This window comes from Microbacterium sp. (genome assembly GCF_052102115.1).
Classification (GTDB): Bacteria; Actinomycetota; Actinomycetes; order Actinomycetales; family Microbacteriaceae; genus Microbacterium.
In genome coordinates this window covers 1-19,768 of record NZ_JBQDVP010000049.1, presented here as the reverse complement: position 1 = coordinate 19,768, position 19,768 = coordinate 1, and the positions used below count along the sequence as shown (strand labels likewise).

At 68.4% G+C, this 19,768-nt stretch carries 21 protein-coding genes, 1 tRNA gene and 1 pseudogene; 4 read left to right on the top strand and 19 right to left on the bottom strand.

Going from position 1 to position 19,768, the window contains the following annotated elements:
* Positions 1-63: 63 nt before the first annotated feature.
* A tRNA-Pro gene (locus ACTICP_RS13195) sits at positions 64-133 on the bottom strand.
* Between the two features lie 111 nt (positions 134-244).
* Between ACTICP_RS13195 and ACTICP_RS13190 the strand changes: the two genes are divergently transcribed.
* Genes ACTICP_RS13190 through ACTICP_RS13180 form a run of 3 tightly spaced genes read left to right on the top strand, consistent with a single transcriptional unit; the run spans position 245 to position 1,893 of the window.
* On the top strand, positions 245-826 hold the full coding sequence (locus ACTICP_RS13190) for a GNAT family N-acetyltransferase (RefSeq protein WP_441893076.1): 582 nt from the start codon (positions 245-247) through the stop codon (positions 824-826).
* Between the two features lie 24 nt (positions 827-850).
* Entirely contained in the window at positions 851-1,516 is a 666-nt protein-coding gene (locus tag ACTICP_RS13185; protein ID WP_441893074.1) for a lysoplasmalogenase family protein, read from the top strand.
* An 11-nt stretch (positions 1,517-1,527) separates the two neighbouring features.
* Positions 1,528-1,893 carry an RNA-binding S4 domain-containing protein gene (locus ACTICP_RS13180; protein WP_441893080.1) on the top strand — a complete coding sequence of 122 codons (366 nt, stop codon included), beginning with the start codon at positions 1,528-1,530 and terminating at the stop codon, positions 1,891-1,893.
* On the opposite strand, the pseudogene ACTICP_RS13175 reads toward ACTICP_RS13180, so the two are convergent.
* Positions 1,893-2,387, bottom strand: a pseudogene (locus ACTICP_RS13175) (NUDIX domain-containing protein); the annotation flags it as partial. The gene ACTICP_RS13180 and the pseudogene ACTICP_RS13175 sit on opposite strands and share 1 nt — an antisense overlap.
* 209 nt (positions 2,388-2,596) lie before the next feature.
* On the opposite strand from ACTICP_RS13175, the gene ACTICP_RS13170 reads away from it, so the two are divergent.
* Positions 2,597-3,154, top strand: a complete 558-nt coding sequence (locus tag ACTICP_RS13170) for a phosphorylase family protein (protein WP_441893072.1) — start codon at positions 2,597-2,599, stop codon at positions 3,152-3,154.
* On the opposite strand, the gene ACTICP_RS13165 is transcribed toward ACTICP_RS13170, so the two are convergent.
* The 17 genes from ACTICP_RS13165 to ACTICP_RS13085 form a co-directional block, all read right to left on the bottom strand.
* On the bottom strand, positions 3,142-4,215 hold the full coding sequence (locus ACTICP_RS13165) for a Glu/Leu/Phe/Val dehydrogenase dimerization domain-containing protein (protein WP_441893070.1): 1,074 nt from the start codon (positions 4,213-4,215) through the stop codon (positions 3,142-3,144). The two genes, ACTICP_RS13170 and ACTICP_RS13165, sit on opposite strands and share 13 nt — an antisense overlap.
* Before the next feature lie 109 nt (positions 4,216-4,324).
* On the bottom strand, positions 4,325-5,848 hold the full coding sequence (gene der / locus ACTICP_RS13160) for a ribosome biogenesis GTPase Der (RefSeq protein ID WP_441893068.1): 1,524 nt from the start codon (positions 5,846-5,848) through the stop codon (positions 4,325-4,327).
* Positions 5,838-6,515 (bottom strand): (d)CMP kinase, encoded by a 678-nt coding sequence (cmk, locus tag ACTICP_RS13155; protein WP_441893066.1) that lies wholly within the window; start codon positions 6,513-6,515, stop codon positions 5,838-5,840. Before cmk ends, der begins: the two co-directional genes overlap by 11 nt.
* A complete protein-coding gene (locus ACTICP_RS13150) occupies positions 6,508-7,632 on the bottom strand; it encodes a prephenate dehydrogenase (RefSeq protein WP_441893064.1) in 1,125 nt (374 codons plus the stop codon). Before ACTICP_RS13150 ends, cmk begins: the two co-directional genes overlap by 8 nt.
* On the bottom strand, positions 7,629-8,417 hold the full coding sequence (locus ACTICP_RS13145; protein ID WP_441893062.1) for a pseudouridine synthase: 789 nt from the start codon (positions 8,415-8,417) through the stop codon (positions 7,629-7,631). Before ACTICP_RS13145 ends, ACTICP_RS13150 begins: the two co-directional genes overlap by 4 nt.
* Positions 8,414-9,004, bottom strand: a complete 591-nt coding sequence (scpB, locus tag ACTICP_RS13140) for an SMC-Scp complex subunit ScpB (RefSeq protein WP_441893060.1) — start codon at positions 9,002-9,004, stop codon at positions 8,414-8,416. The genes ACTICP_RS13145 and scpB overlap by 4 nt, the downstream gene beginning before the upstream one ends.
* Positions 8,994-9,824, bottom strand: a complete 831-nt coding sequence (locus ACTICP_RS13135; RefSeq protein WP_441893059.1) for a segregation and condensation protein A — start codon at positions 9,822-9,824, stop codon at positions 8,994-8,996. The genes scpB and ACTICP_RS13135 overlap by 11 nt, the downstream gene beginning before the upstream one ends.
* The gene (locus ACTICP_RS13130; protein ID WP_441893078.1) at positions 9,808-10,641 is read right to left on the bottom strand and encodes a ParA family protein; all 834 of its coding nucleotides are present in this window, start codon (positions 10,639-10,641) and stop codon (positions 9,808-9,810) included. The genes ACTICP_RS13135 and ACTICP_RS13130 overlap by 17 nt, the downstream gene beginning before the upstream one ends.
* Positions 10,642-10,779: 138 nt before the next feature.
* The gene (xerD, locus tag ACTICP_RS13125) at positions 10,780-11,682 is read right to left on the bottom strand and encodes a site-specific tyrosine recombinase XerD (protein WP_441893057.1); all 903 of its coding nucleotides are present in this window, start codon (positions 11,680-11,682) and stop codon (positions 10,780-10,782) included.
* Between the two features lie 2 nt (positions 11,683-11,684).
* On the bottom strand, positions 11,685-12,260 hold the full coding sequence (locus ACTICP_RS13120; protein WP_441893055.1) for an NUDIX domain-containing protein: 576 nt from the start codon (positions 12,258-12,260) through the stop codon (positions 11,685-11,687).
* Positions 12,253-13,968, bottom strand: coding sequence for a CTP synthase (locus ACTICP_RS13115; protein WP_441893053.1), 1,716 nt, complete (start codon positions 13,966-13,968; stop codon positions 12,253-12,255). The genes ACTICP_RS13120 and ACTICP_RS13115 overlap by 8 nt, the downstream gene beginning before the upstream one ends.
* 41 nt (positions 13,969-14,009) lie before the next feature.
* The gene (gene recN, locus ACTICP_RS13110) at positions 14,010-15,707 is read right to left on the bottom strand and encodes a DNA repair protein RecN (protein WP_441893051.1); all 1,698 of its coding nucleotides are present in this window, start codon (positions 15,705-15,707) and stop codon (positions 14,010-14,012) included.
* Entirely contained in the window at positions 15,704-16,615 is a 912-nt protein-coding gene (locus ACTICP_RS13105; protein WP_441893050.1) for an NAD kinase, read from the bottom strand. Before ACTICP_RS13105 ends, recN begins: the two co-directional genes overlap by 4 nt.
* Entirely contained in the window at positions 16,612-17,409 is a 798-nt protein-coding gene (locus ACTICP_RS13100; RefSeq protein WP_441893048.1) for a TlyA family RNA methyltransferase, read from the bottom strand. Before ACTICP_RS13100 ends, ACTICP_RS13105 begins: the two co-directional genes overlap by 4 nt.
* Positions 17,406-17,597 (bottom strand): hypothetical protein, encoded by a 192-nt coding sequence (locus tag ACTICP_RS13095; RefSeq protein ID WP_441893046.1) that lies wholly within the window; start codon positions 17,595-17,597, stop codon positions 17,406-17,408. The genes ACTICP_RS13100 and ACTICP_RS13095 overlap by 4 nt, the downstream gene beginning before the upstream one ends.
* Positions 17,598-17,642: 45 nt before the next feature.
* The gene (locus ACTICP_RS13090; RefSeq protein WP_441893044.1) at positions 17,643-18,674 is read right to left on the bottom strand and encodes an HAD-IIA family hydrolase; all 1,032 of its coding nucleotides are present in this window, start codon (positions 18,672-18,674) and stop codon (positions 17,643-17,645) included.
* Positions 18,675-19,688: a hypothetical protein gene (locus ACTICP_RS13085; protein WP_441893042.1), complete on the bottom strand. Its 1,014-nt coding sequence runs from the start codon at positions 19,686-19,688 to the stop codon at positions 18,675-18,677.
* Between the last annotated feature and the right edge of the window lie 80 nt (positions 19,689-19,768).

Below are 19,768 nucleotides of genomic sequence, written 5' to 3'. Positions count from 1 at the left end.
CTGCGACCCCCTGACCCCCAGTCAGGTGCGCTACCAAGCTGCGCCACATCCCGTTATTCACTTTTCGGCCGGAAACAGTCGTTACCGCACTTGACCCCCAGTCAAGTGCGCTACCAAGCTGCGCCACAGCCCGTTGTCGTGCGCTCGCGCGCAGGCAACTCCCCTATCTTAGCCGCACCCCAGGGTCGATGCGAACCAGCATCCGCTGTTGTCTGTGTCCCACTCGGGGCGTAACCTTCCGCACATGCCGACGATCACCACCGCACTCGCAAGCCCCGAGATCTGGGACGACATCCAACACACCCTCAGCGGCGGCGGAGATGGTCGAAGCTGCCAGTGCGTGTGGCCGGTGCTCACGAACAAAGAGTGGCAGACCACCGATCTCGACCAGCGCACGGCACTGTTCCGACACGAAGTCCTCTCCGACCGTCCACCCGGGATCGTCGCCTACGTCGACGACGAACCCGCCGGATGGGTACGTATCGGCCCCCGACCTGCGCAGCGCCGCCTCGGCCGCACCCGCAACATCGTCGCGACGACCCAAGAGCCCCTCGACGACGACAGCGTGTGGGCGGTCAGCTGCTTCGTCGTCCGCAAGGAGTACCGCGGTCAGGGGCTGAATGCCGCACTCCTCGACGCCGCGATCGCGTACGCACGAGACTCCGGCGCCCGTGTCATCGAGGGGTACCCGATCGACACTGCTCAGACGAACGTGCGGGTCAACGATCTGTTCCATGGTGCACTGTCCACGTTTCTCGCGGCCGGTTTCCGCGAGATCCGCGGGCCGAAGCCCGAACGTCCGGTGGTCAGCCTCGACGTCACCTGAGGTGCGCCGTCCTACGATGGTGAGATGCCGCGCAGCATCCCGCTGAGAACGCTCCTGCCCTGGTCGTTCCTCCCCTATATCGCCGTGTCGATCGTGCATGTCGCGGCCCTCGCTGCTGACAGCGACATCGCAGGCCCCACCAAGATCTGGCTGATACCGCTGCTCGCGATCCCCGTGATCGTGTCGCTCCGCCCACGTCCCGTCTTCGCGATCGCCCTGCTGCTCGCGGCCATCATCCTCTCCTGGCTCGGCGACAGTGCCGGCGCTCTCTTCCCCACCGGCCCCGAACTGCCGCTCATGCTGCTGTTCTTCGGTCTTGCCCACATCGCCTACATGGTCCTGTTCATCCGCGTGCTCCGACACCGCAGGATGCCGTGGTGGACGCTGGTGTACGTCGCCTGGTGGATTGCGATGATCGTCGTACTCGGACCGCACACCGGCGCACTCCTGCCAGCGGTAGCCGCATACGGCATCGTCCTCGGCGGCACCGCCGCCTTCGCTGCCCGCTGTCATCCGCTCGTCGTCGTCGGGAGCATCTTCTTCCTCCTCAGCGACACCGTGCTGGCCTTCCGGCTGTTCACTGATATGCCCGCATGGACGAGCCCGATCGTTATGCTCACCTACACGCTCGGACAGGGCCTCATCGTCGCCGGTGTCCTGGTCTCCCTGCGGCAGCGGAGCACGCGATGACGGGACAACTGATGACGTCCCCGGTGCGAGTAGACAGTTGGCTGTGGGCGGTCCGCGTGTACAAGACGCGATCCGCAGCCACCACCGCATGCCGCGCCGGTCACGTCCGGGTGAACGGCGAGAAGGCCAAGGCCGCACAGACCGTGAAGCCCGGAGATCAACTGCGCGTGCGCATCAGCGGCTTCGACCGCATCCTCATCGTCCGCCAGACACTCACCAAACGCGTGGGCGCGCCCGTGGCCGCCCTCGCGTATGACGACCGCACCCCGCCGCGCGAGCCGCAGGCGATCGTCGGCATGCGGGATCGCGGTGCCGGGCGCCCCACGAAGCGCGAACGTCGCGAGATCGATCGGCTCCGCGGCCGCGACCAAGACTAAGCGAGCCGCTCGCGCAGACGAGGCCACGCGTCTGCGAACCCCGGGTGCAGCGGGCGCTCTGCTACCTCGTCGAGCGGCACCCATTCCAGAGCCACGCTTTCCGGGTCGCTGATGACCGGATCGAACGGCTCGACGACGTCGGCGACGACCGTCGTATACGACCAGATGCCGAGATCCAGCACGCTCGTGAAGCGAACCTCGACCGAACCTGACGGGACACCGGCTTCTTCGGTCGCTTCCCGGATCGCCCCGTCGATCGCCGACTCGGCCTGGTGCAGGGCCCCGCCGGGCAGTCCCCACGTGCCGCCGAAGTGACTCCAGCTCACCCGGTGCTGCAGCAGGATGCCGCGCTCGGCATCCACCGCGAGCAATCCAGCGGCGCCGAACCGACCCCAGTACTTCTCCCCCGTCTCCGCGACGACCCAGGCATCCCCCGGGTCGCGCGGCCCGAGCGGGCGTCGCGGCTCTTCGGGGCCAGGGGGAATGATCGTCACCCGTCCAGCTTTTCACAGCAAGCGGGGGTCAGGGCTGTGAACGACGGCGGGTTACGGTGGCCGTTTCGACTCGCCTCCGGCTCGCTCAACGCGTTTCGTCTCGCTGGCGCTCGCTCAACGACCCGACGGAAGGGTCCAGCGCCCGCTCAACGACCCGTAGGAAGGGTCCGCGCACGCTCAACGACTCCGGGCTCTGGGAGAATGATCGGGTGAAGCTTCTCGTCGCCGCCCTCGAATCCGAACTTATCGCCTTCCCCGCCCGGTTGCCCGGGTTCGACCGGCTCGTCACGGGCCCCGGCAAGCTCAAGGCCACGTACGCGCTCACCCGCGCGCTCGACGCGGGAACCTACGACGAGATCCTCGTGGTGGGCACCGCCGGTGCCCTCGACGAAACGATCGAGTCGGGCGTCCATGAAGTCCACTGGACGTTCCAGCACGACGTCATCAACGAATCCGGCGTCCGCGGCGAGCACGTGTCGATGCCCCAGCGCATCGCGCTCGGCGACGGAGACGTCTCCATCGCCACGGGCGACAGCTTCATCGACGATGCCGACGCGGTCCAGCTCATCCGCACCCTCGGCGGTCGCCTGGTCGACATGGAGTCCTACGCATACGCGTGGGTGGCCGCGCAGTTCGGGGTGCCGATCCGCATCTGGAAGGCCGTCTCCGACACCGCCCAGGACGGCGCGAACCTCACATGGGAAGAGACCGTCACCGCCTGCAGCCACGAGCTGCGCGACCGAGTCCGCGAGGTCTACAGCGTCTGAAGCGCCGACTCCCCCGCGCGCAGCCGCTCGGCAGCCAGTTCCTCGGCCGCGGCGAGCGGTGTGATGCTGCGTTCCTCGGCATCCGCGAGGATCCGGCGCACCGTGTCGCCGATCTGCGCGACGCGACCCATGATCTCGTCGCGCGTGCCGAGCTGCTTGGCCTCGAGGTCGAGATAGATGACCCCGCCGGCGTTCACGACGAAATCGGGGGCGTACAGGATGCCGCGCTGCGCCAGGCGCTCCGCGCCATCGTGCGACGCCAGCGGATTGTTGGCCGGCCCGCACACCGCACGGGTGTCCAGCGCATCGATCACATCGTCCGTGAGCAGCCCCCCGATGCCGGCCGGCACGAACAGGTCCGAAGCCACGAAGTGCTCGGCACCGGGCTCCACCCACGTTGCCCCGAGCTCACCGGCGAGATGCTGACGAGCTGGGTTGACATCGGTGACGGTCAGCACGGCGCCCTCGGCGGAGAGCCGAACGGCCAGACGCCCGCCGACCTGTCCGAGCCCGGAGATCGTGATGCGCCGACCGGCGACGTCCGCCGATCCCGTCGTCCGCTCGAGCACGGCGCGCAGCGACTCGTACACGCCGAGGCTGGTCGGCCCCGCAGGTTCACCCGAGCCGCCCGCAGCATCAGGAAGGCCGACGACGTGCGCGGTGCGCTCACCGACCACGGCCATGTCGTCCATGGTCGAGCCGACGTCTTCGGCCGTGCGGTAGAGGCCGCCGAACGACTCCACCGCGTCACCGAGGTCGAGAAAAGCATCACGCCGACGCTCGGAGTCGAGCACCGTGCCCTCTGCGAGCCCGATGACAGACTTTCCACCGCCGGCATCCAGACCGGCAGTAGCGTTCTTCAGCGTCATCGCCGCCGACAGACGCAGGGCATCACCGAGCGCATCGCTCCAGTGCGGGTAGGTCCACAGCCGCGCGCCGCCGAGAGCAGAGCCGAGCACAGACGAGTGCAGTGCGACAGCGATGAACAATCCGCTGCGCCGGCCGGTGATCACCTCCACCCGCTCGTGGGAGAACTCGGGAAGGGGCAGGGTGTGCGACATTGCATCCTCTTTCGGCAGGCCTTGTGGGCACAGATGACAGACGCCGCGTGGTCACGGCATCCATCCTCCATTGCACCACTCAAGGCGCCGCCGGGCAAGGAGGCGCGGCTTACCGCTGGCGCTTCTCCCGCACGCGCATGTTGATGACGATCGGCGTCCCCTCGAACTCGTACAGCTCGCGCAGGCGACGCTGGATGAACCGCCGGTAGCCGGGGTCGAGGAAGCCGGTCGTGAACAGCACGAACGTCGGCGGGCGCGTGGACGCCTGCGTGCCGAACAGGATGCGCGGTTGCTTGCCTCCGCGCAGGGGGTGAGGATGCTCGGCGACGAGCTCGCTGAGGAACGCGTTGAACTTGCCCGTGGGGATGCGACGATCCCAGTTCTCCAGCGCCGTCTCGAGCGCGGGCACGAGCTTGTCGAAGTGACGACCGGTCTTCGCGGAGATGTTCACCCGCGGCGCCCACGTGACGTGGGCGAGGTCCTGCTCGATCTCACGTTCCAGGTAGCGGCGGCGATCCTGGTTCTCCAGGTCGATATCGCTCAGGCGATCCCACTTGTTGAACGCGAGCACGAGCGCACGCCCTGACTCGAGCACCAGGTCGATGATGCGCACGTCCTGCTCGCTGAGCGACTCGGAGACGTCCAGCACGACGACGGCGACCTCGGCTTTCTCGAGAGCGGCCGACGTGCGCAGCGACGCGTAGAAGTCGGCTCCCTGCTGCAGGTGCACTCGGCGGCGGATGCCGGCGGTGTCCACCAGGCGCCAGAGCTTTCCGCCCAGTTCGACGACCTCGTCCACCGGATCGCGGGTGGTGCCAGCGAGCTCGTTGACGACGACGCGATCCTCCCCCGCGGCCTTGTTCAACAGCGACGACTTGCCGACGTTCGGGCGCCCGAGGATCGCGACGCGGCGCGGACCGCCGACCTCGTACTTCGCGATGGCTGAGATGCTGGGGAGCTTCTCGAGCACAGCGTCGAGCAGATCGGCGACCCCGCGGCCATGCACGGCCGAGGTCGGGTACGGCTGGCCGAGTCCGAGGTTCCACAGGGCTGCCGATTCGGGCTCCTGACGGGTGTCGTCGATCTTGTTCGCGACGAGGAACACCGGCTTGCCGCTCTTGCGCAACAGCTTCACCACGTGCTCGTCGGTCGAGGTGGCACCCACCATGGCGTCGACGACGAACAGCACGACATCCGACAGGTCGATCGCGACCTCGGCTTGAGCTGCGACGGAGCGGTCGATGCCCTTGGCATCCGGTTCCCACCCGCCGGTATCGACGAGCGAGAAGCGCCGGTCGTTCCACTCGGCCTTGTACGTGACGCGGTCGCGAGTGACGCCAGGGGTGTCCTCGACGACGGCCTCACGGCGTCCGAGGATACGGTTCACCAACGCGGACTTGCCGACGTTCGGGCGCCCGACGATCGCCACGACCGGCAGCGCGGGCAGGAATTCGATTCCGCCCTCGCCCTGCGTGAGTCCGGCGAGGAGAGCGGCGTCATCCTCATCGAGGTCGTAGTCGGCGAGTCCGGCGCGCAGAGCCTCCGCGCGCTGTTCGGCGAGCTGCTCGTCGAGCTCGTCCATCTTCTCGGCGAGGTGGTCGGGGCCACCCTCGTACTCTTCTTCAGCGGCCATGTTCCGCTCCTTGCTTTCGGTCGATCACCGCGAGTACGGCGTCGATGGTCTGTGGGAAATCGAGGTGCGTCGTGTCGACGACGTCGACGCCCTCTGCGGCATTCAAGAAGTCGACGACCGCACTGTCAGATGCGTCGCGCCGATGCAACGCCTCGGCAACGGCAGCGGCGTTCTCGCCGGCGAGTTCCCCCGCGCGGCGGGCCGCACGAACCTCCGGGGCTGCCGTGAGCAGGATGCGCACCGGGGCGTCCGGCGCGACGACGGTGGTGATGTCGCGTCCTTCGACGACGACGGCCGGCTGGTCAGCCTTCGCGACCAGCGACCGGAAGAAGATGTTGACCTGTTCGCGCACGGCGGGCACGCGGGCGACGCCGCTGACGGCACCTGAGACGCGCGGCTCACGGATCGCCGCGGTGATGTCGGTCTCGCCGACGGCGACGGTGCGGTCGTCGGGGTCGAGCCCGAGTCGAAGATCGAAATCGGATGCCGCGGCGATGACCGCCTGCGCGTCATCCGTGTCGTCGCCGCGGTCCAGGACATGCCAGGCCAGCGCCCGATACGCTGCACCAGTGTCGAGCAGGCCGTAGCCGCGCTGGCGCGCGATCGCCGCGGAGACGCTCGATTTGCCCGATCCCGCTGGTCCGTCGATGGCGATGAAATCACTCATTGGTCGCTCCTGCAATCCGCCAGCCGCGCTCTTGGAGCCCTTCCACCGCGCCTCGCAGCGCGGCAGGAGCCACGCTGATCTCGGCGAGGCCGAATTGCGCCCCCGGCGAGTGCTCCAGACGCAGGTCCTCCACGTTCACGCCCAGCTCGCCGAGCTCGCCGAACAGGCGGCCGAGCTGGCCGGGAGTGTCATCGACCATGACGATCAGCTGCTCGAATCGGCGGTTCTGGCCGTGCTTGCCCGGAAGTCTTTCGACGCCGTCATTGCCCTGACGGATCGTCTCGGCGACGACGCGGCGGGCTCCGGGGGCCGCCGGTTGCCGCAGCGCCTCCGACACCGTCTTCAGATCGGTCGCGAGAGCATCGAGCACTTCGACGACAGGTTCGGCATTCGCGCCGAGGATCTGCACCCACAGTTCGGGAGCGGATGCTGCGATGCGCGTCGTGTCGCGCACCCCCTGCCCGGCGAGACGCAGAGCATCCTCGTCGGCACCCGCGAGGCGCGCGGCCAGCAGGCTCGCGACGACCTGCGGGACGTGCGAGGTGAGGGCGACAGAGCGGTCGTGCTCCTCGGGCGTCATCTCGATCGGCATCGCGCCGACATCGAGGGCGAGGTCCTCGACGAGCGCAAGGTCTGCGGCACGCGTCTCCTCGTCGCGGCAGACGACCCACGGACGCCCGATGAACAGGTCGGCACGAGCCGAGATCGCTCCCCCGCGCTCCCGGCCGGCAAGGGGATGCGAGCCGATGTACCGGGAGATGTCGACGCCGCGCTCCGTGAGAGCGCGGAACGGGTCGAGCTTCACACTCGCGACATCGGTGACGACGGCATCCGGGAACCGGGTGAGCTCGGCCTCGATCACCTCAGCGGTGACATCCGGCGGCACCGAGACGACGATCAATGCGGGAGTGTCGTCGTCACGGGCGGCCCGACCGGCGCCGTAGTCGATCGCCAGGCGCAGCTGCGCCGGCGAGGTGTCGGCGAGGACGACATCGATGCCCTTCGCGCGCAGAGCGTGACCGATGCTCGCGCCGAGCAGTCCGGCGCCCACGACGCGGACGGTCCCCGAAAGGCGCGGCGCGTTGCCGTTGCCATGGGTTCTGGCGGTGTCGCTCACTCGGTCTCCTGGGCATCTCCCGGCGTGGCGTCCGCAGGGGCATCGTGGCGCGCGAGAGTCAGCAACGCACCACGTTCGATTTTAGTCAGTTCCCTGGACTTCCCCGCCGGGAGCGTTCCCAGGTGGAGCGGGCCGAACTGACGGCGCACGAGCTCGGTGACCGGGTGCCCCACCTCAGCCATCATGCGGCGCACGATCCGGTTGCGACCGGAGTGCAGGGTGAGTTCGACCAGGCTCGCACCCTGTGAGGCATCCAGCAGTCGCGCTTTATCTGCCTTGATGAACCCGTCCTCCAGGTCGAAGCCCTTCGTGAGCTTCTGGATGACCTGCGCGGTGACGGTGCCCTCAACCTTGGCGATGTAGACCTTGGTGACCCCGAACGACGGATGCGCGAGCACGTGGGCGAGCTCGCCGTCGTTGGTGAGGAGGAGCAGTCCGCTGGTCTCGGCATCCAGCCTGCCGACGTTGTAGAGGCGCTCCTCGTACTCGCTGGTGAAGCGGCGGAGATCCGGCCGGCCGTTCTCGTCCTTCATAGTGCTGACCACGCCGGTGGGCTTGTTCAGCAGGACGTAGTGTTTGGAGACGTCGAGCTGGATCGCCGTGCCGTCGACATCGACCTGGTCGGTCTCCGGGTCGATGCGGCGCCCGAGCTCTTCCACGACGACGCCGTTGACGCGGATTCGCCCCTCGACAATGTAGTTCTCCACCACGCGACGGGAGGCGACCCCCGCGGCGGCGAGCACCTTCTGCAGCCGGACGCCCTCTGGGGTGGTGTTGTCAGTCATCGGATGGTTCCTTCGTCGAATCCGTCGGCGCCGTCGTCGAGCAGCGGCGAGATCGGCGGCAGCTCGTCGAGCGAGTTGATGCCGAGGTTCTGCAGCAGCGTGTCAGTAGTGCCGTAGTTGATGGCGCCGGTCTCGGAGTCGGCGAACAGTTCGGTGATCAGCCCGCGCGCGAGCAGCGTGCGAACGACCGAGTCGACGTTCACCGCGCGGATGGAGGCGACCTGGCTGCGTGTGACCGGCTGCTTGTATGCGATGACCGCAAGCGTCTCGAGGGCCGCCTGGGAGAGCCGGGCGGGAGCCTGCCCGCCGACGAATTCGGCGACGAGGTCGTCGTGATCCTCGCGCACGTAGAGCCGCCAACCACCACCGACCTCACGCAGCTCGAACCCGCGACGGGGGCCTGAGCCGTTGCCGTCGTAGTCGTCGACGAGCCTTTCGATCGCCTGGCGAACCGCGGGCACGGGTGCGCTCACCGCGGCAGCGAGGGCGACGAGGCCGAGCGGCTCGTCGATGATGAGCAGGATCGCCTCGAGCTTCTCGGTGAGCGGCAGCGCCGTCACGGTGTCCGCGGACATCTCATCGGTCATAATCGGCCCCCAGGGTCGCAAGTGTCTCGTCCGACCAGGAGTCGGCGGCCCAGCGCAGCGTCAGCTCGCCGAGCGGTTCCAGTTGTTCGAAGGACAGCGCGGAGTGCCGGTACAGCTCGAGCACCGAGATGAACCGCGCGACGACGATGCCGGGCTCTGCGGTGCCGGCGACGAGCTCGCGGAAGGTCAGCGACTCGGTGCCGCGCAGCAGCGTGACGACGATTGCCGCCTGCTCCCGGATGCTGACCAGCGGCGCGTGCAGGTGATCGAAGCCGACGGTCGGGATCTCCTTGGGCGCGAAAGCGAGGAGCGCGAGAGCAGCGAAATCGTCGGCGCTGAGGGTCCAGACCAGCTCGGGGGTCTGCCGCCGGTGCTTCTCATCGAGGCGCACAGCCCGGGTATGACGACGATCCTCGCGCTGCAGGCACCGCGCGAACCAGGCCGAAACCTCTTTGAACGCCCGGTACTGCAGCAGCCGCGCGAACAGCAGATCGCGGGCTTCGAGCAGCGCCACGGCCTCGGCGTCGACGAGCTCGCCCTGCGGTAGGAGCCCTGCGACCTTCATGTCGAGCAGCGTGGCCGCGACGACGAGGAATTCGGAGGCCTGGTCGAGCTCCTCGTCCTCCTCGAGCTCTTTGAGGTACGCGATGAACTCGTTCGTCACCGCGCTGAGGGACACCTCGGTGATGTCCATCTCGTGCTGCGAGATGAGGTTCAGCAACAGATCGAACGGCCCGTCGAAGTTCGTCAGCGAGACGCGGAACCCGGAATCGACGTCAACAGGCTCAACAGGCTCAACAGGCTCAAGCGACGGCGCCACGGGCGACCAGCTCCCGGGCCAGTCGCAGATACGCCTGGGCGGCGGCATGCTCCGGCGCGAACTCGGTGATGGGAACCCCCGACACCGATGCATCGGGGAACTTCACGGTGCGTCCGATCACCGTCTCGAGCACATCGTCGCCGAACGCCTCGACGACGCGCTCGAGCACCTCGCGCGAGTGCAGGGTGCGGGAGTCGTACATCGTGGCGAGCAGACCGTCGAGGGTGATGGCCGGGTTCAGGCGGTCGCGCACCTTCTCGATCGTCTCGATGAGCAGCGCGACACCGCGCAGCGCGAAGAACTCGCATTCGAGCGGGATGAGCACACCGTGGCTTGCGGTGAGCGCGTTCACGGTCAGCAATCCCAGCGAAGGCTGGCAGTCGATGAGGATGACGTCGTATTCGCCAGCGACCTGCCGCAGCACGCGGGCGAGGATCGTCTCGCGGGCGACCTCGTTGACCAGATGCACTTCAGCGGCCGAGAGGTCGATGTTCGCGGGGATGACGTCGAGCCCGTCGACCGCCGACTTCACGATCGCGTCGTGCGCGTCGCGCTTGGTGTCCAGGAGCAGATCGTAGATCGTGGGCGCCTCGTGCGTTTGGATGCCGAGTCCCGCCGACAGCGCGCCCTGCGGGTCGAAATCGACGGCGAGCACCTTGCGACCGTAGTCGGCGAGCGCGGCGGCGAGATTGATCGACGTGGTCGTCTTGCCGACGCCGCCCTTCTGGTTGCAGAGCGCAATGATGCGTGCCGGGCCGTGTGCGTCGAGCGGGGCGGGGATGGGGAAGCCGTGGTACGGACGCCCCGTGGGCCCCATGGGGGTGTCGTCGGCCTTCGACGTCTTGCCCTTGGTCTTCGCCACGTTCTGAGCCACCGAATCTCCTGCTTCACTCATGCTTGGTCGATTCTAGCGATTCACCTGCGTGTTCGTGGTTTCCCCACCCGGCGATCCCCGCTAACGCGCCCGCGGGTGCGATGTCGCATAGATGTCGCGCAGCGTGTCCACCGAGACGTGCGTGTAGATCTGCGTCGTCGAGACCGAGGCGTGCCCGAGCAGCTCCTGCACGACGCGCACGTCGGCACCTCCCTGCAGCAGGTGCGTCGCGAACGAGTGGCGCAGCGTGTGCGGCGAGACCTCGGCGGTGATCTGGGCGCGTTCGGCGGCAGAGCGGATCACGAGCCACGCGCTCTGCCGCGACAGCGGCGCCCCGCGCGCCCCGAGGAAGAGCCGGGCTGTCGCCTTGCCTTTCGCTGCGAGAGCGGGGCGTACGCGCGTGAGATAGGCGTCCACGGCATTCCGCGCGAATGATCCGATCGGCACGATCCGTTCCTTGGACCCCTTGCCGCGCAGGCGCAGCACGTCACCGTGCGCGAGGTCGTCCACGTCGAGACCCACGGCTTCCGACACGCGTGCACCGGTCGCATAGAGCAGCTCGAGCAGCGCGCGATCGCGGATGCCGAGCGGCTCCTCCGCCGAGGGTGCCGCCAGCAGCCGCTCGACCTGATCGATCGTGAGCGCCTTCGGCAGCCGTTGGGGCGTCTTGGGCGGGCGGAGCCTGCCGGTGGGATCCTCGGGCTCGACCCCCTCGCGCACGAGGAAACGGTGCAGCCCCCGCACCGACGACTGCAGCCGCGCCAGGCTCGTCGCCGCCGGTGCCGGCACGACGGCGGAGCGATCGGCGATGAAGCGGCCGATGATCGCACCGGTCACCGCCGTGGTGTCGTCGATCCCGGCATCCGTCAGCCAGTCCAGGTACACGGCGAGGTCGCGTCGATACGCTCCGACGGTGTGCTCCGACAGGCCGCGCTCGATCGTGACGTGCCGCAGATACGTGTCGATCGCACGGTCCAGGCGCATGGTTACGCCCGCAGTCTCCGCTCGGCAGCGAGCACGCCGAGGGACAGGATGCCGTTGCGCAGCCGGCCCTGGAGCACGGCGTCGACGGCATCCGAGAGCGGAACCCACTCCACGCGGATGTCCGCCTCCTCGTCCTCGCGTGCGTACGCCTCGGGAGCCGCCGCGACGCCGCTGGCCAGATAGATGCGGATCAGCTCGTTGTTGCCGCCGGGAGTCGTCCACGTCGAGACGAGCAGTTCCCACTTCTCGGCGACGAGATCGGCCTCCTCGGCGAGCTCGCGCTGGGCGGCGACCATCGGATCCTCGCCCTCGACGTCGAGCAGACCGGCCGGCAGTTCCCAGTCCCGGTGCCGGATCGGATGCCGGTACTGCTGGATCAGCAGCACCCGGCCATCGTCATCTAGGGCCAGCACGGCGACGGCTCCAGTGTGGTCGACGTACTCTCGCACGATCTCGCCGTTGCCGTAAGCGACGCGGTCGGAGCGCACGTTCCAGACCCAGCCCTGATAGACGAGGTCGCTCTGCAGGACTTCCGGCTCGAACGGTTCATCCCGCAGACCGTCGATCACCTCAGTCATCGTCTTCGACGTCGAACAGCTCACTGGAGCGGTGCCGTTCGATCGCCGCGCCGATGAGGCCGCGGAACAGCGGATGCGGGTTCGTCGGTCGCGAGCGCAGCTCGGGGTGCGCCTGGGTGGCGATGTAGTACGGGTGCACGTCGCGCGGCAGCTCGACGAACTCCACGAGGTCGAGTTCGGGGTTGAGCCCGGAGAACACCAGTCCGGCTTCCGAGAGCCGGTCGCGGTAGGCGTTGTTGACCTCGTAGCGGTGGCGATGGCGTTCCGAGATCTGGGTGGCGCCGTAGACCTCGGCCGCCAGGGTTCCCTCGACGAGAGTCGCCTCGTAGAGACCGAGTCGCATGGTGCCGCCGAGGTCGCCGCCGTCGATGATCTCGACCTGCTCGGCCATCGTGGCGATGACGGGCTCGGCGGTCTCCGGGTCGAACTCGCTCGATGATGCGCCGGCGATCCCGGCAATGTTGCGGCCGTACTCGATGACCATGCACTGCAGACCGAGGCACAGCCCGAGCGTGGGGATCCCCTGCTCACGCGCGAACTTCAGTGCGCCGAGCTTGCCCTCGATGCCGCGGATGCCGAACCCGCCGGGCACGCAGATGCCGTCGATGTCGGACAGCGCCTTGGCGGCCCCCTCCGGCGTCTCGCACGAGTCCGACGGGATCCAGCGGATGTTCACGTGCGCCTCGTGGGCGAAGCCGCCGGCCCGCAGCGCCTCGGTCACCGACAGGTAGGCATCCGGCAGGTCGATGTACTTGCCGACCAGACCGATGGTGACCTCGTGCTTGGGGTTGTGGACCGCCTGCAGCACTTTCTGCCAGCGCGACCAGTCGACCTCGTCTGCGGCTTTTCCGTCGAGGCCCAGGCGACGGACGATGTACGAGTCGAGGCCCTGATCGTTCAGCGTCGAGGGGATGTCGTAGATGCTGGGCAGGTCGACCGTGTTGATGACGCCCTCGGCGTCGACGTCGCACATCAGCGCGATCTTGTTGCGGTTCGATTCGCTGACCGGGCGATCGCTGCGCAGCACCAGCGCGTCGGGCTGGATACCGACCTGGCGGAGGGCGGCGACCGAGTGCTGCGTGGGCTTGGTCTTCTGCTCGCCGGAGGCGCCCATGAACGGCACGAGCGAGACGTGCACGAAGAACACGCTGTCGCGGCCGAGCTCATGGCGCAGCTGACGGGCCGACTCGAGGAACGGCTGCGACTCGATGTCGCCGACCGTGCCGCCGACCTCGGTGATGATGACGTCGGGCCGCGGCTCCTCGGTCGCCTGCAGTCGCATGCGGCGCTTGATCTCGTCGGTGATGTGCGGAATGACCTGCACGGTATCGCCGAGGTATTCGCCGCGGCGCTCCTTCGCGATCACCTGCGAGTAGATCTGACCGGTGGTGACGTTGGCGGCCTGCGACAGGTTGATGTCGAGGAAGCGCTCGTAGTGCCCGATGTCGAGGTCGGTCTCCGCACCGTCATCGGTGACGAACACCTCACCGTGCTGGAACGGGTTCATCGTTCCCGGGTCGACGTTCAGATACGGGTCGAGCTTCTGCATGACGACGCGCACGCCGCGCGCGGTGAGCAGATTGCCGAGGCTTGCGGCCGTGAGCCCCTTGCCCAACGATGAGACGACACCGCCGGTCACGAAGATGTGCTTCGTGGTGAAAGGCTGCTGATTCGTGTCGTTCTCGGGCCCCGCAGAAGAAGAGTTCATCACGGGCTTCAATCCTAACAGTCGACGCAGAGCACTTGTGCTCAGCCCGCGAGGCTGAGCAGCTCTCGGGCATGGGTGAGGGCAGCATCCGAATCGGAGAGGCCGGACAGCAGACGCGCCATCTCGGCTTCGCGATCAGCACCCGAAAGGCGCCGGACGCTTGAGGCGGTGACGGCACCGTCGCTGGATTTGACGACGGAGAGATGGTTCGACGCGAACGCGGCGACCTGTGCGAGGTGCGTGACGGCGATGACCTGTGACGACTCCGCGAGGCGTGCGAGTCGACGCCCGACCTCGATCGCCGCGGCGCCGCCGATGCCGGCATCCACCTCGTCGAAGACGAAGGTCGGAACCGGATCGGTGCCGGCGATGACGACCTCGATCGCGAGCATGACGCGCGACAGTTCGCCGCCCGACGCGCTCTTGGCAACCGAGCGCGGCTCAGCCCCCGGGTGCGGGGCGAGCAGGATCGCGACGTCGTCCCGGCCGTGCGTGCTCGGGGCGCCCTCCCGGACCGCGACCTCGAGCCGCGCGTCCGGCATGGCGAGGGCGTGCAGCTCGTCGGTGACCTCTGCCCCCAGGCGCCCGGCGGCTTCGGTACGGGCAGCGGTCAGCGCCGCCGCCGCCTCGTCCAGTTCGACCCCCGCGGCTTCGCGCTCGGCCTGCAGCCGTTCGAGCCGGTCGCCGTCGTCATCGAGTTCCGCCAGGCGTGTGGATGCTGTGCGCCAGACCTCCAGCGCCTCATCCAGCGAACCGTGTGCGCGGACCAGCGTGTTCAACGCCGCACGTCGTTCTTCGACAGCGGCAAGTTCGTGCGGACCGCCCTCGTCGAGGTCGGCGAGGTACGCCGACAACTGCAGCGCGAGATCGGCGAGCCGGTAGCCGACATCGGCGACGCCCTCGGCGATGGGCACGAGCGCCGCGTCCGAGGACCGCTCGAGGTTGCGCCGAGCCTCGGCGACGAGCGCAGACGCATCTGTCTCGTCCTCTTCGCTGGAGATGGCGTTCCTGGCGAGGGATGCTGCGACCCGCAGCTCCTCGGAGTTCGCGAGCCGTTCGGCGCGTTCTGCGAGGACGACGTCCTCGCCCTCCTCCGGATCGGTCGCCTCGATCAGCGCGAGTGCCTCACGCAGGCGGCCCGCCTCATCTGCCCGGCGGTCACGATTCTCGGCGAGGTCGGTGATCTCAGCATCCAGCTCGCGCCAGCGCGCGTAGACCGCGGCGTACGTCTCGAGTGCCGTCGCGATCTCCGCGCCGCCGAAGCGGTCGAGTGCGTCGCGCTGCGCGGCTGCGGAGCGCAGGCGCAGCTGCTCGGACTGGCCGTGCACGACGACGAGTTCGTCGGCGAGCGATGAGAGCACGCCGGCGGGCGCTGCTCGTCCACCGACGCTGGCCCGGCTGCGACCTTCGGCACTCAGCGTGCGTGAGACGTACAGCTCGCCCTGTGCCTGTTCTCCCCCGGCCGCGCCGAACGATTCGAGGTCTCCCCCGGCGTCTGTGACGATGTCGGCGATCGTTCCCTCTGCGGGGACGATCCATACGCCGGCGACAGATGCCTGGTTCGCTCCGGCGCGCACAGCACCGGAATCAGCGCGCTGCCCGAGCAGGAGTCCGAGTCCGGTGACGACCATCGTCTTTCCCGCGCCGGTCTCACCGGTGATGGCTGTGAATCCGGGGCCCAACGGCAGCACGGCATCGTCGATGACGCCGAGGCCCTGCATCCGCATCTCCTCGATCACGACGCGGCACCTCGCCACCCCGCGACCGGCAGCTGGAACTTGCGTACGAGCCGGTCGGTGAACGATGCGGGGTGCAGGCGTGCAAGGCGCACCGGTCGCGATGACCGCCGCGCCACGACGCGGGCTCCCGGCGGGAGTTCGTGCGATCGCCGGCCGTCGCACCAGAGGATGCCGGTGCCGCTTGTACGTTCGAGCATCTCGATGGCGATGGAGGCGTCGGGGCTGACCACGAGCGAGCGGGCGAACAGCGCGTGCGCGGACAGCGGGATCACGGTGATCGCCTCGACGGCCGGCCAGATCACGGGGCCGCCGGCCGAGAAATTGTACGCGGTGGAACCGGTCGGCGTAGAGATCACCATGCCGTCGCAGCCATAGCTGGACAGCGGGCGTCCGTCGATCTCGACGACCACCTCGATCATGCGTTCGCGGCTGGCCTTCTCGACGGTGGCCTCGTTCAGTGCCCAGGTCTCGAAGACGACGTCGCCGGCGGCATCCTTCACCCGTACGGCGAGGGCGAGACGCTCTTCGACGATGTAGTCGCGGGCGATGACGCGCTGCACCGCATCGTCCATAGCATCGCGCTCGATCTCGGCGAGGAAGCCGACGTGGCCCATGTTGATGCCGAGCACGGGTGCGCTGTGGGTGCTCCGCACGAGTTCGGCGGCGCGCAGGATCGTGCCGTCTCCGCCGAGCACGATGGCCAGTTCCAGGTCGTCGACGTGGATGTCGTCCTCGAGCACGGAGACGTCGGAGAAATCCTCATCCACAGCGGAGAGCTCTGCCCGGTCGTCGGCCGACAGGACGGGGCGCGCACCGGCTCCGCGGAGCAGCTCGATCACGCGACGGGCTGCTGCGACGGTGTCGTCCCGGCCGGCGTGGGCGACGACCAGGATGTTGCGTTCGTTCATCGTCCTCCTGCCAGCTCGTCGATGCGTCCTGTCCATTGTGTCGGATTGCTGCCGCGTCCGGGCGCCATGTGCACGAGGAACTCGGCATTTCCATGTGTGCCCAGAATCGGAGAGGCGATGATCCCCAGCATCCCGAGGCCGGCGTCCCAGCCGTGCCAGACCACCCGGGCGACGGCGTCGGACCGAGTGGCCGGATCAGTGACGAGCCCGCCACGGACGGCGGTGCGCCCGACTTCGAACTGCGGTTTGACGAGCACGACGATGTCGGCGCCGGATGCCGCGACGGCCGCAGCGGCGGGCAGGATCAGCTCCAGCGAGATGAACGACAGATCGCCGACGATGAGCTCAGGTGCGGCCGATTCGCCGGTGGTCTCGGCGAGGTTCTCGCCAGTCATGTACCGGACGTTGAATCCCTCGACGCCGGTGACGCCGGCATCTGCCGCGATGGATGCCGCGAGCTGCCCGTGTCCGACATCGACGGCCAGAACCCTGCGTGCGCCACGCTCGCGGAGCACCTGGGTGAAGCCGCCGGTGGAGGCGCCCATGTCGAGCGCGAGGCGCCCGTCGACGGGAATGTTGAAAGCGTCGAGCGCGGCGACGAGCTTGTGCGCACCGCGGCTGACGTACTGATCAGTCTCGGCGACGACGATCTCTGCATCGTCTGCCACGGCGCTCGCGGATTTGATGATCTGTCGGCCGTCGACGGTGACGAGCCCGCCAGTTATCAGCGTGGCAGCGTGCGTGCGCGAGCGGGCGAGGCCGCGTGCGGCGAGTGCGGCGTCGAGGCGCGTCACCGGTCTCCTGCGGGAGCAGTCTGGTCAGCCCGTTCGTGCGATTCCGGCCTGGTGCCGCTCTCGAGCCGGCGGAACAGCTCGTCGTGGACGGCCGTGTAGGCCTCGGCCCGGTCGGCGAGCGGCTGCCCCTCGATCAGGCGCAGACGGCTCCACAGACCATCGGTCGGCTGTGCGTTGTCGTCACTCACGATTCCACTGTACGTCGGGCCGCCCGGTGTCGTCACAAGGCGCACTCAGGGGCGGTGGAACGGATCGTCGTAGAGCTTCTCGGGAACGTTGAGCACGAAGATCGGTGTACCGGATTCCCAGATCGCGGTGGCGCCGGCGCGGACGAGGTCGATCTGGCGCTTGCCCGCTGAGAGGATCTCGACGTCGCCCCCGACCACGCGGACGGAGGCGCCGTTGACGGTCACCGCACCTGCCTTGCGCTCGGTCGGCGGGTAGGGCTCGTGCAGTTCGCGCAGGTCGCTGAGCACGTAGGTCGGGCGGGATCCCTCCGGGGCGGCGAGGACGTGTTTGGGGCGGTCGATGCCGGTGAGCACGAGCACCGAGTCGATGCCGACGCGGGAAGCGCCCATGATGTCGGTGTCGAGCCGGTCGCCGATGAAGAGCGTCTTCGTCGCCGCGAACCGGGCGATCGCCTCTTCGAAGATCGGCACTTCGGGCTTGCCGGCGACCGTCGCCAAACGCCCGACCGCCGTGTGCACGGCAGAAACCAGCGTGCCGTTGCCCGGTGCAACGCCGCGCTCGCGCGGAATCGTCCAGTCGCTGTTGGTGGCGATCCAGGGGATGCCGCCATCTTCTTCGGGCACCTTGAGCGCGAACGCGGCTTCGGCGAGATCGGTCCAGGCAACGTCGGGCGCGAAGCCCTGCACGACGGCATCCGGCGCATCATCCGCGCTGCGGGTGACACGGTAGCCGGCCTTCTCGGCCTCGACGACCAGCCCTTCTCCCCCGACGATCAACAATGTCGCCGGGGCGGGGACGATGGACGCGAGCAGGCGCATGGCCGCCTGAGGGCTGGTGACGACGTCTCTCGCCGCGACGGAGAGACCCAGTTCGGTGAGGTGCTCGGCAACGGAGTCGTCGGTGCGGGAGGCGTTGTTGGTGATGTACCCGACCCGGCTGTTCTCCGCCGCGCGGTTCAGACTCGGAACCGCGTGCGGCAAGGCGCCGGCGCCCGCGTAGACGACCCCATCGAGGTCGGCGAGGACGACATCGACGCCGTCCAGCGGTGTCGGACGGGTCTTGGCGAAGATTCCCACTCAGTCCCCCTTCGGAGCGTCCGCAGCGGGGGCAGTCTCGATGGATTCGCCTTCGATGAGGCCATCCTCCACGAAGATCTCGTCCTCGTCCTCTTCGTTCATTCCCAGGGCATCGGCGGCGACGTCCGCACGGGCGACCCAGAACGCGGCCTCCTCGTCGCGACCGAGATCCTCGAGCACGGCGGCGTGAGCGCTGAACAGTGCCGGGCTCCACTCGAAGGCGCGGTCGGGGTCGAGTTCGGAAATCTGCAGCTCGCCCAGAGCCAGTTCGGGCTCCCCCTGGTCGAGCCGCGCGCCAGACATGGCGATCGCCAGCTCGACGCGGACAGCAGTAGGCAGCGATGCCCGATCGACGGCGCGACCGGCCTCAAGGGCGCGGTCCGGGCGACCGACGCCGCGCTCACTGTCGACCATGAGCGCGATCTGGTCGTCTTTGCCGGAGATCCGGCGGTACGTGCGCAGCTCACGCAGCGCGAGAGCGAAATCGCCGCTGGCGTAGGCGGTGATGCCGAGAGTCTCGCGCACGATCGCAATGCGACCCGCACGACGGGATGCTGCGAGAGCGTGCTTGTGTGCGAGCTCGGGGTCCTCGTCGATCAGCTTCGCAGCCATCGCGAGATGACGAGCAACCTGCTCGGCGTTCTCCTTGCTCAGTGTCTTGAGCTCGTTGCGGGCAGACTTGTGCAGGTCATCCGCGGTGACTTCCTCGGGCACGACCGGATCGTCGTGGCGGGGCCGGTCGTCGGACTGACGGTCAGGACGCTCGCGTCCCGTGCCACCGCGCTGCGGGAAACCGCGGCCGCCGCTGGAGTTGCGGGTATCGGTGCGGCGGGCACCATCACGACGGGGTGCAGCGCCATCGCGACGCGGGGCGCCGTCACGACGGGGTGCAGCGCCATCGCGACGCGGGGCGCCGTCTCGGCGCGGTGCACTATCGCGACGTGGGCGCTCGTCACGTCGGCGGTTGCGGGAATCGTCATCGCGCCGCGGGCGGCGCTCGTCGTCGTTCGACATGATCCCGATTCTCTCAGTTTGTGTTGTTAACGCAGAATGGCCACCCAGCGTTGGGTGGCCATTCTGTTTAAAGGGAGTCC

What these genes read in the sequence shown, in the direction of transcription:
- ACTICP_RS13190 (WP_441893076.1), top strand. Translation starts at nt 245, where the DNA reads ATGCCGACGATCACCACCGCACTCGCAAGCCCCGAGATCTGGGACGAC.
- ACTICP_RS13185 (WP_441893074.1), top strand. Translation starts at nt 851, where the DNA reads ATGCCGCGCAGCATCCCGCTGAGAACGCTCCTGCCCTGGTCGTTCCTC.
- ACTICP_RS13180 (WP_441893080.1), top strand. Translation starts at nt 1,528, where the DNA reads ATGACGTCCCCGGTGCGAGTAGACAGTTGGCTGTGGGCGGTCCGCGTG.
- ACTICP_RS13165 (WP_441893070.1), bottom strand. Translation starts at nt 4,215, where the DNA reads ATGTCGCACACCCTGCCCCTTCCCGAGTTCTCCCACGAGCGGGTGGAG.
- der (WP_441893068.1), bottom strand. Translation starts at nt 5,848, where the DNA reads ATGGCCGCTGAAGAAGAGTACGAGGGTGGCCCCGACCACCTCGCCGAG.
- cmk (WP_441893066.1), bottom strand. Translation starts at nt 6,515, where the DNA reads ATGAGTGATTTCATCGCCATCGACGGACCAGCGGGATCGGGCAAATCG.
- ACTICP_RS13145 (WP_441893062.1), bottom strand. Translation starts at nt 8,417, where the DNA reads ATGACTGACAACACCACCCCAGAGGGCGTCCGGCTGCAGAAGGTGCTC.
- scpB (WP_441893060.1), bottom strand. Translation starts at nt 9,004, where the DNA reads ATGACCGATGAGATGTCCGCGGACACCGTGACGGCGCTGCCGCTCACC.
- ACTICP_RS13130 (WP_441893078.1), bottom strand. Translation starts at nt 10,641, where the DNA reads ATGGGGCCCACGGGGCGTCCGTACCACGGCTTCCCCATCCCCGCCCCG.
- xerD (WP_441893057.1), bottom strand. Translation starts at nt 11,682, where the DNA reads ATGCGCCTGGACCGTGCGATCGACACGTATCTGCGGCACGTCACGATC.
- ACTICP_RS13120 (WP_441893055.1), bottom strand. Translation starts at nt 12,260, where the DNA reads ATGACTGAGGTGATCGACGGTCTGCGGGATGAACCGTTCGAGCCGGAA.
- ACTICP_RS13115 (WP_441893053.1), bottom strand. Translation starts at nt 13,968, where the DNA reads ATGAACTCTTCTTCTGCGGGGCCCGAGAACGACACGAATCAGCAGCCT.
- ACTICP_RS13105 (WP_441893050.1), bottom strand. Translation starts at nt 16,615, where the DNA reads ATGAACGAACGCAACATCCTGGTCGTCGCCCACGCCGGCCGGGACGAC.
- ACTICP_RS13085 (WP_441893042.1), bottom strand. Translation starts at nt 19,688, where the DNA reads ATGTCGAACGACGACGAGCGCCGCCCGCGGCGCGATGACGATTCCCGC.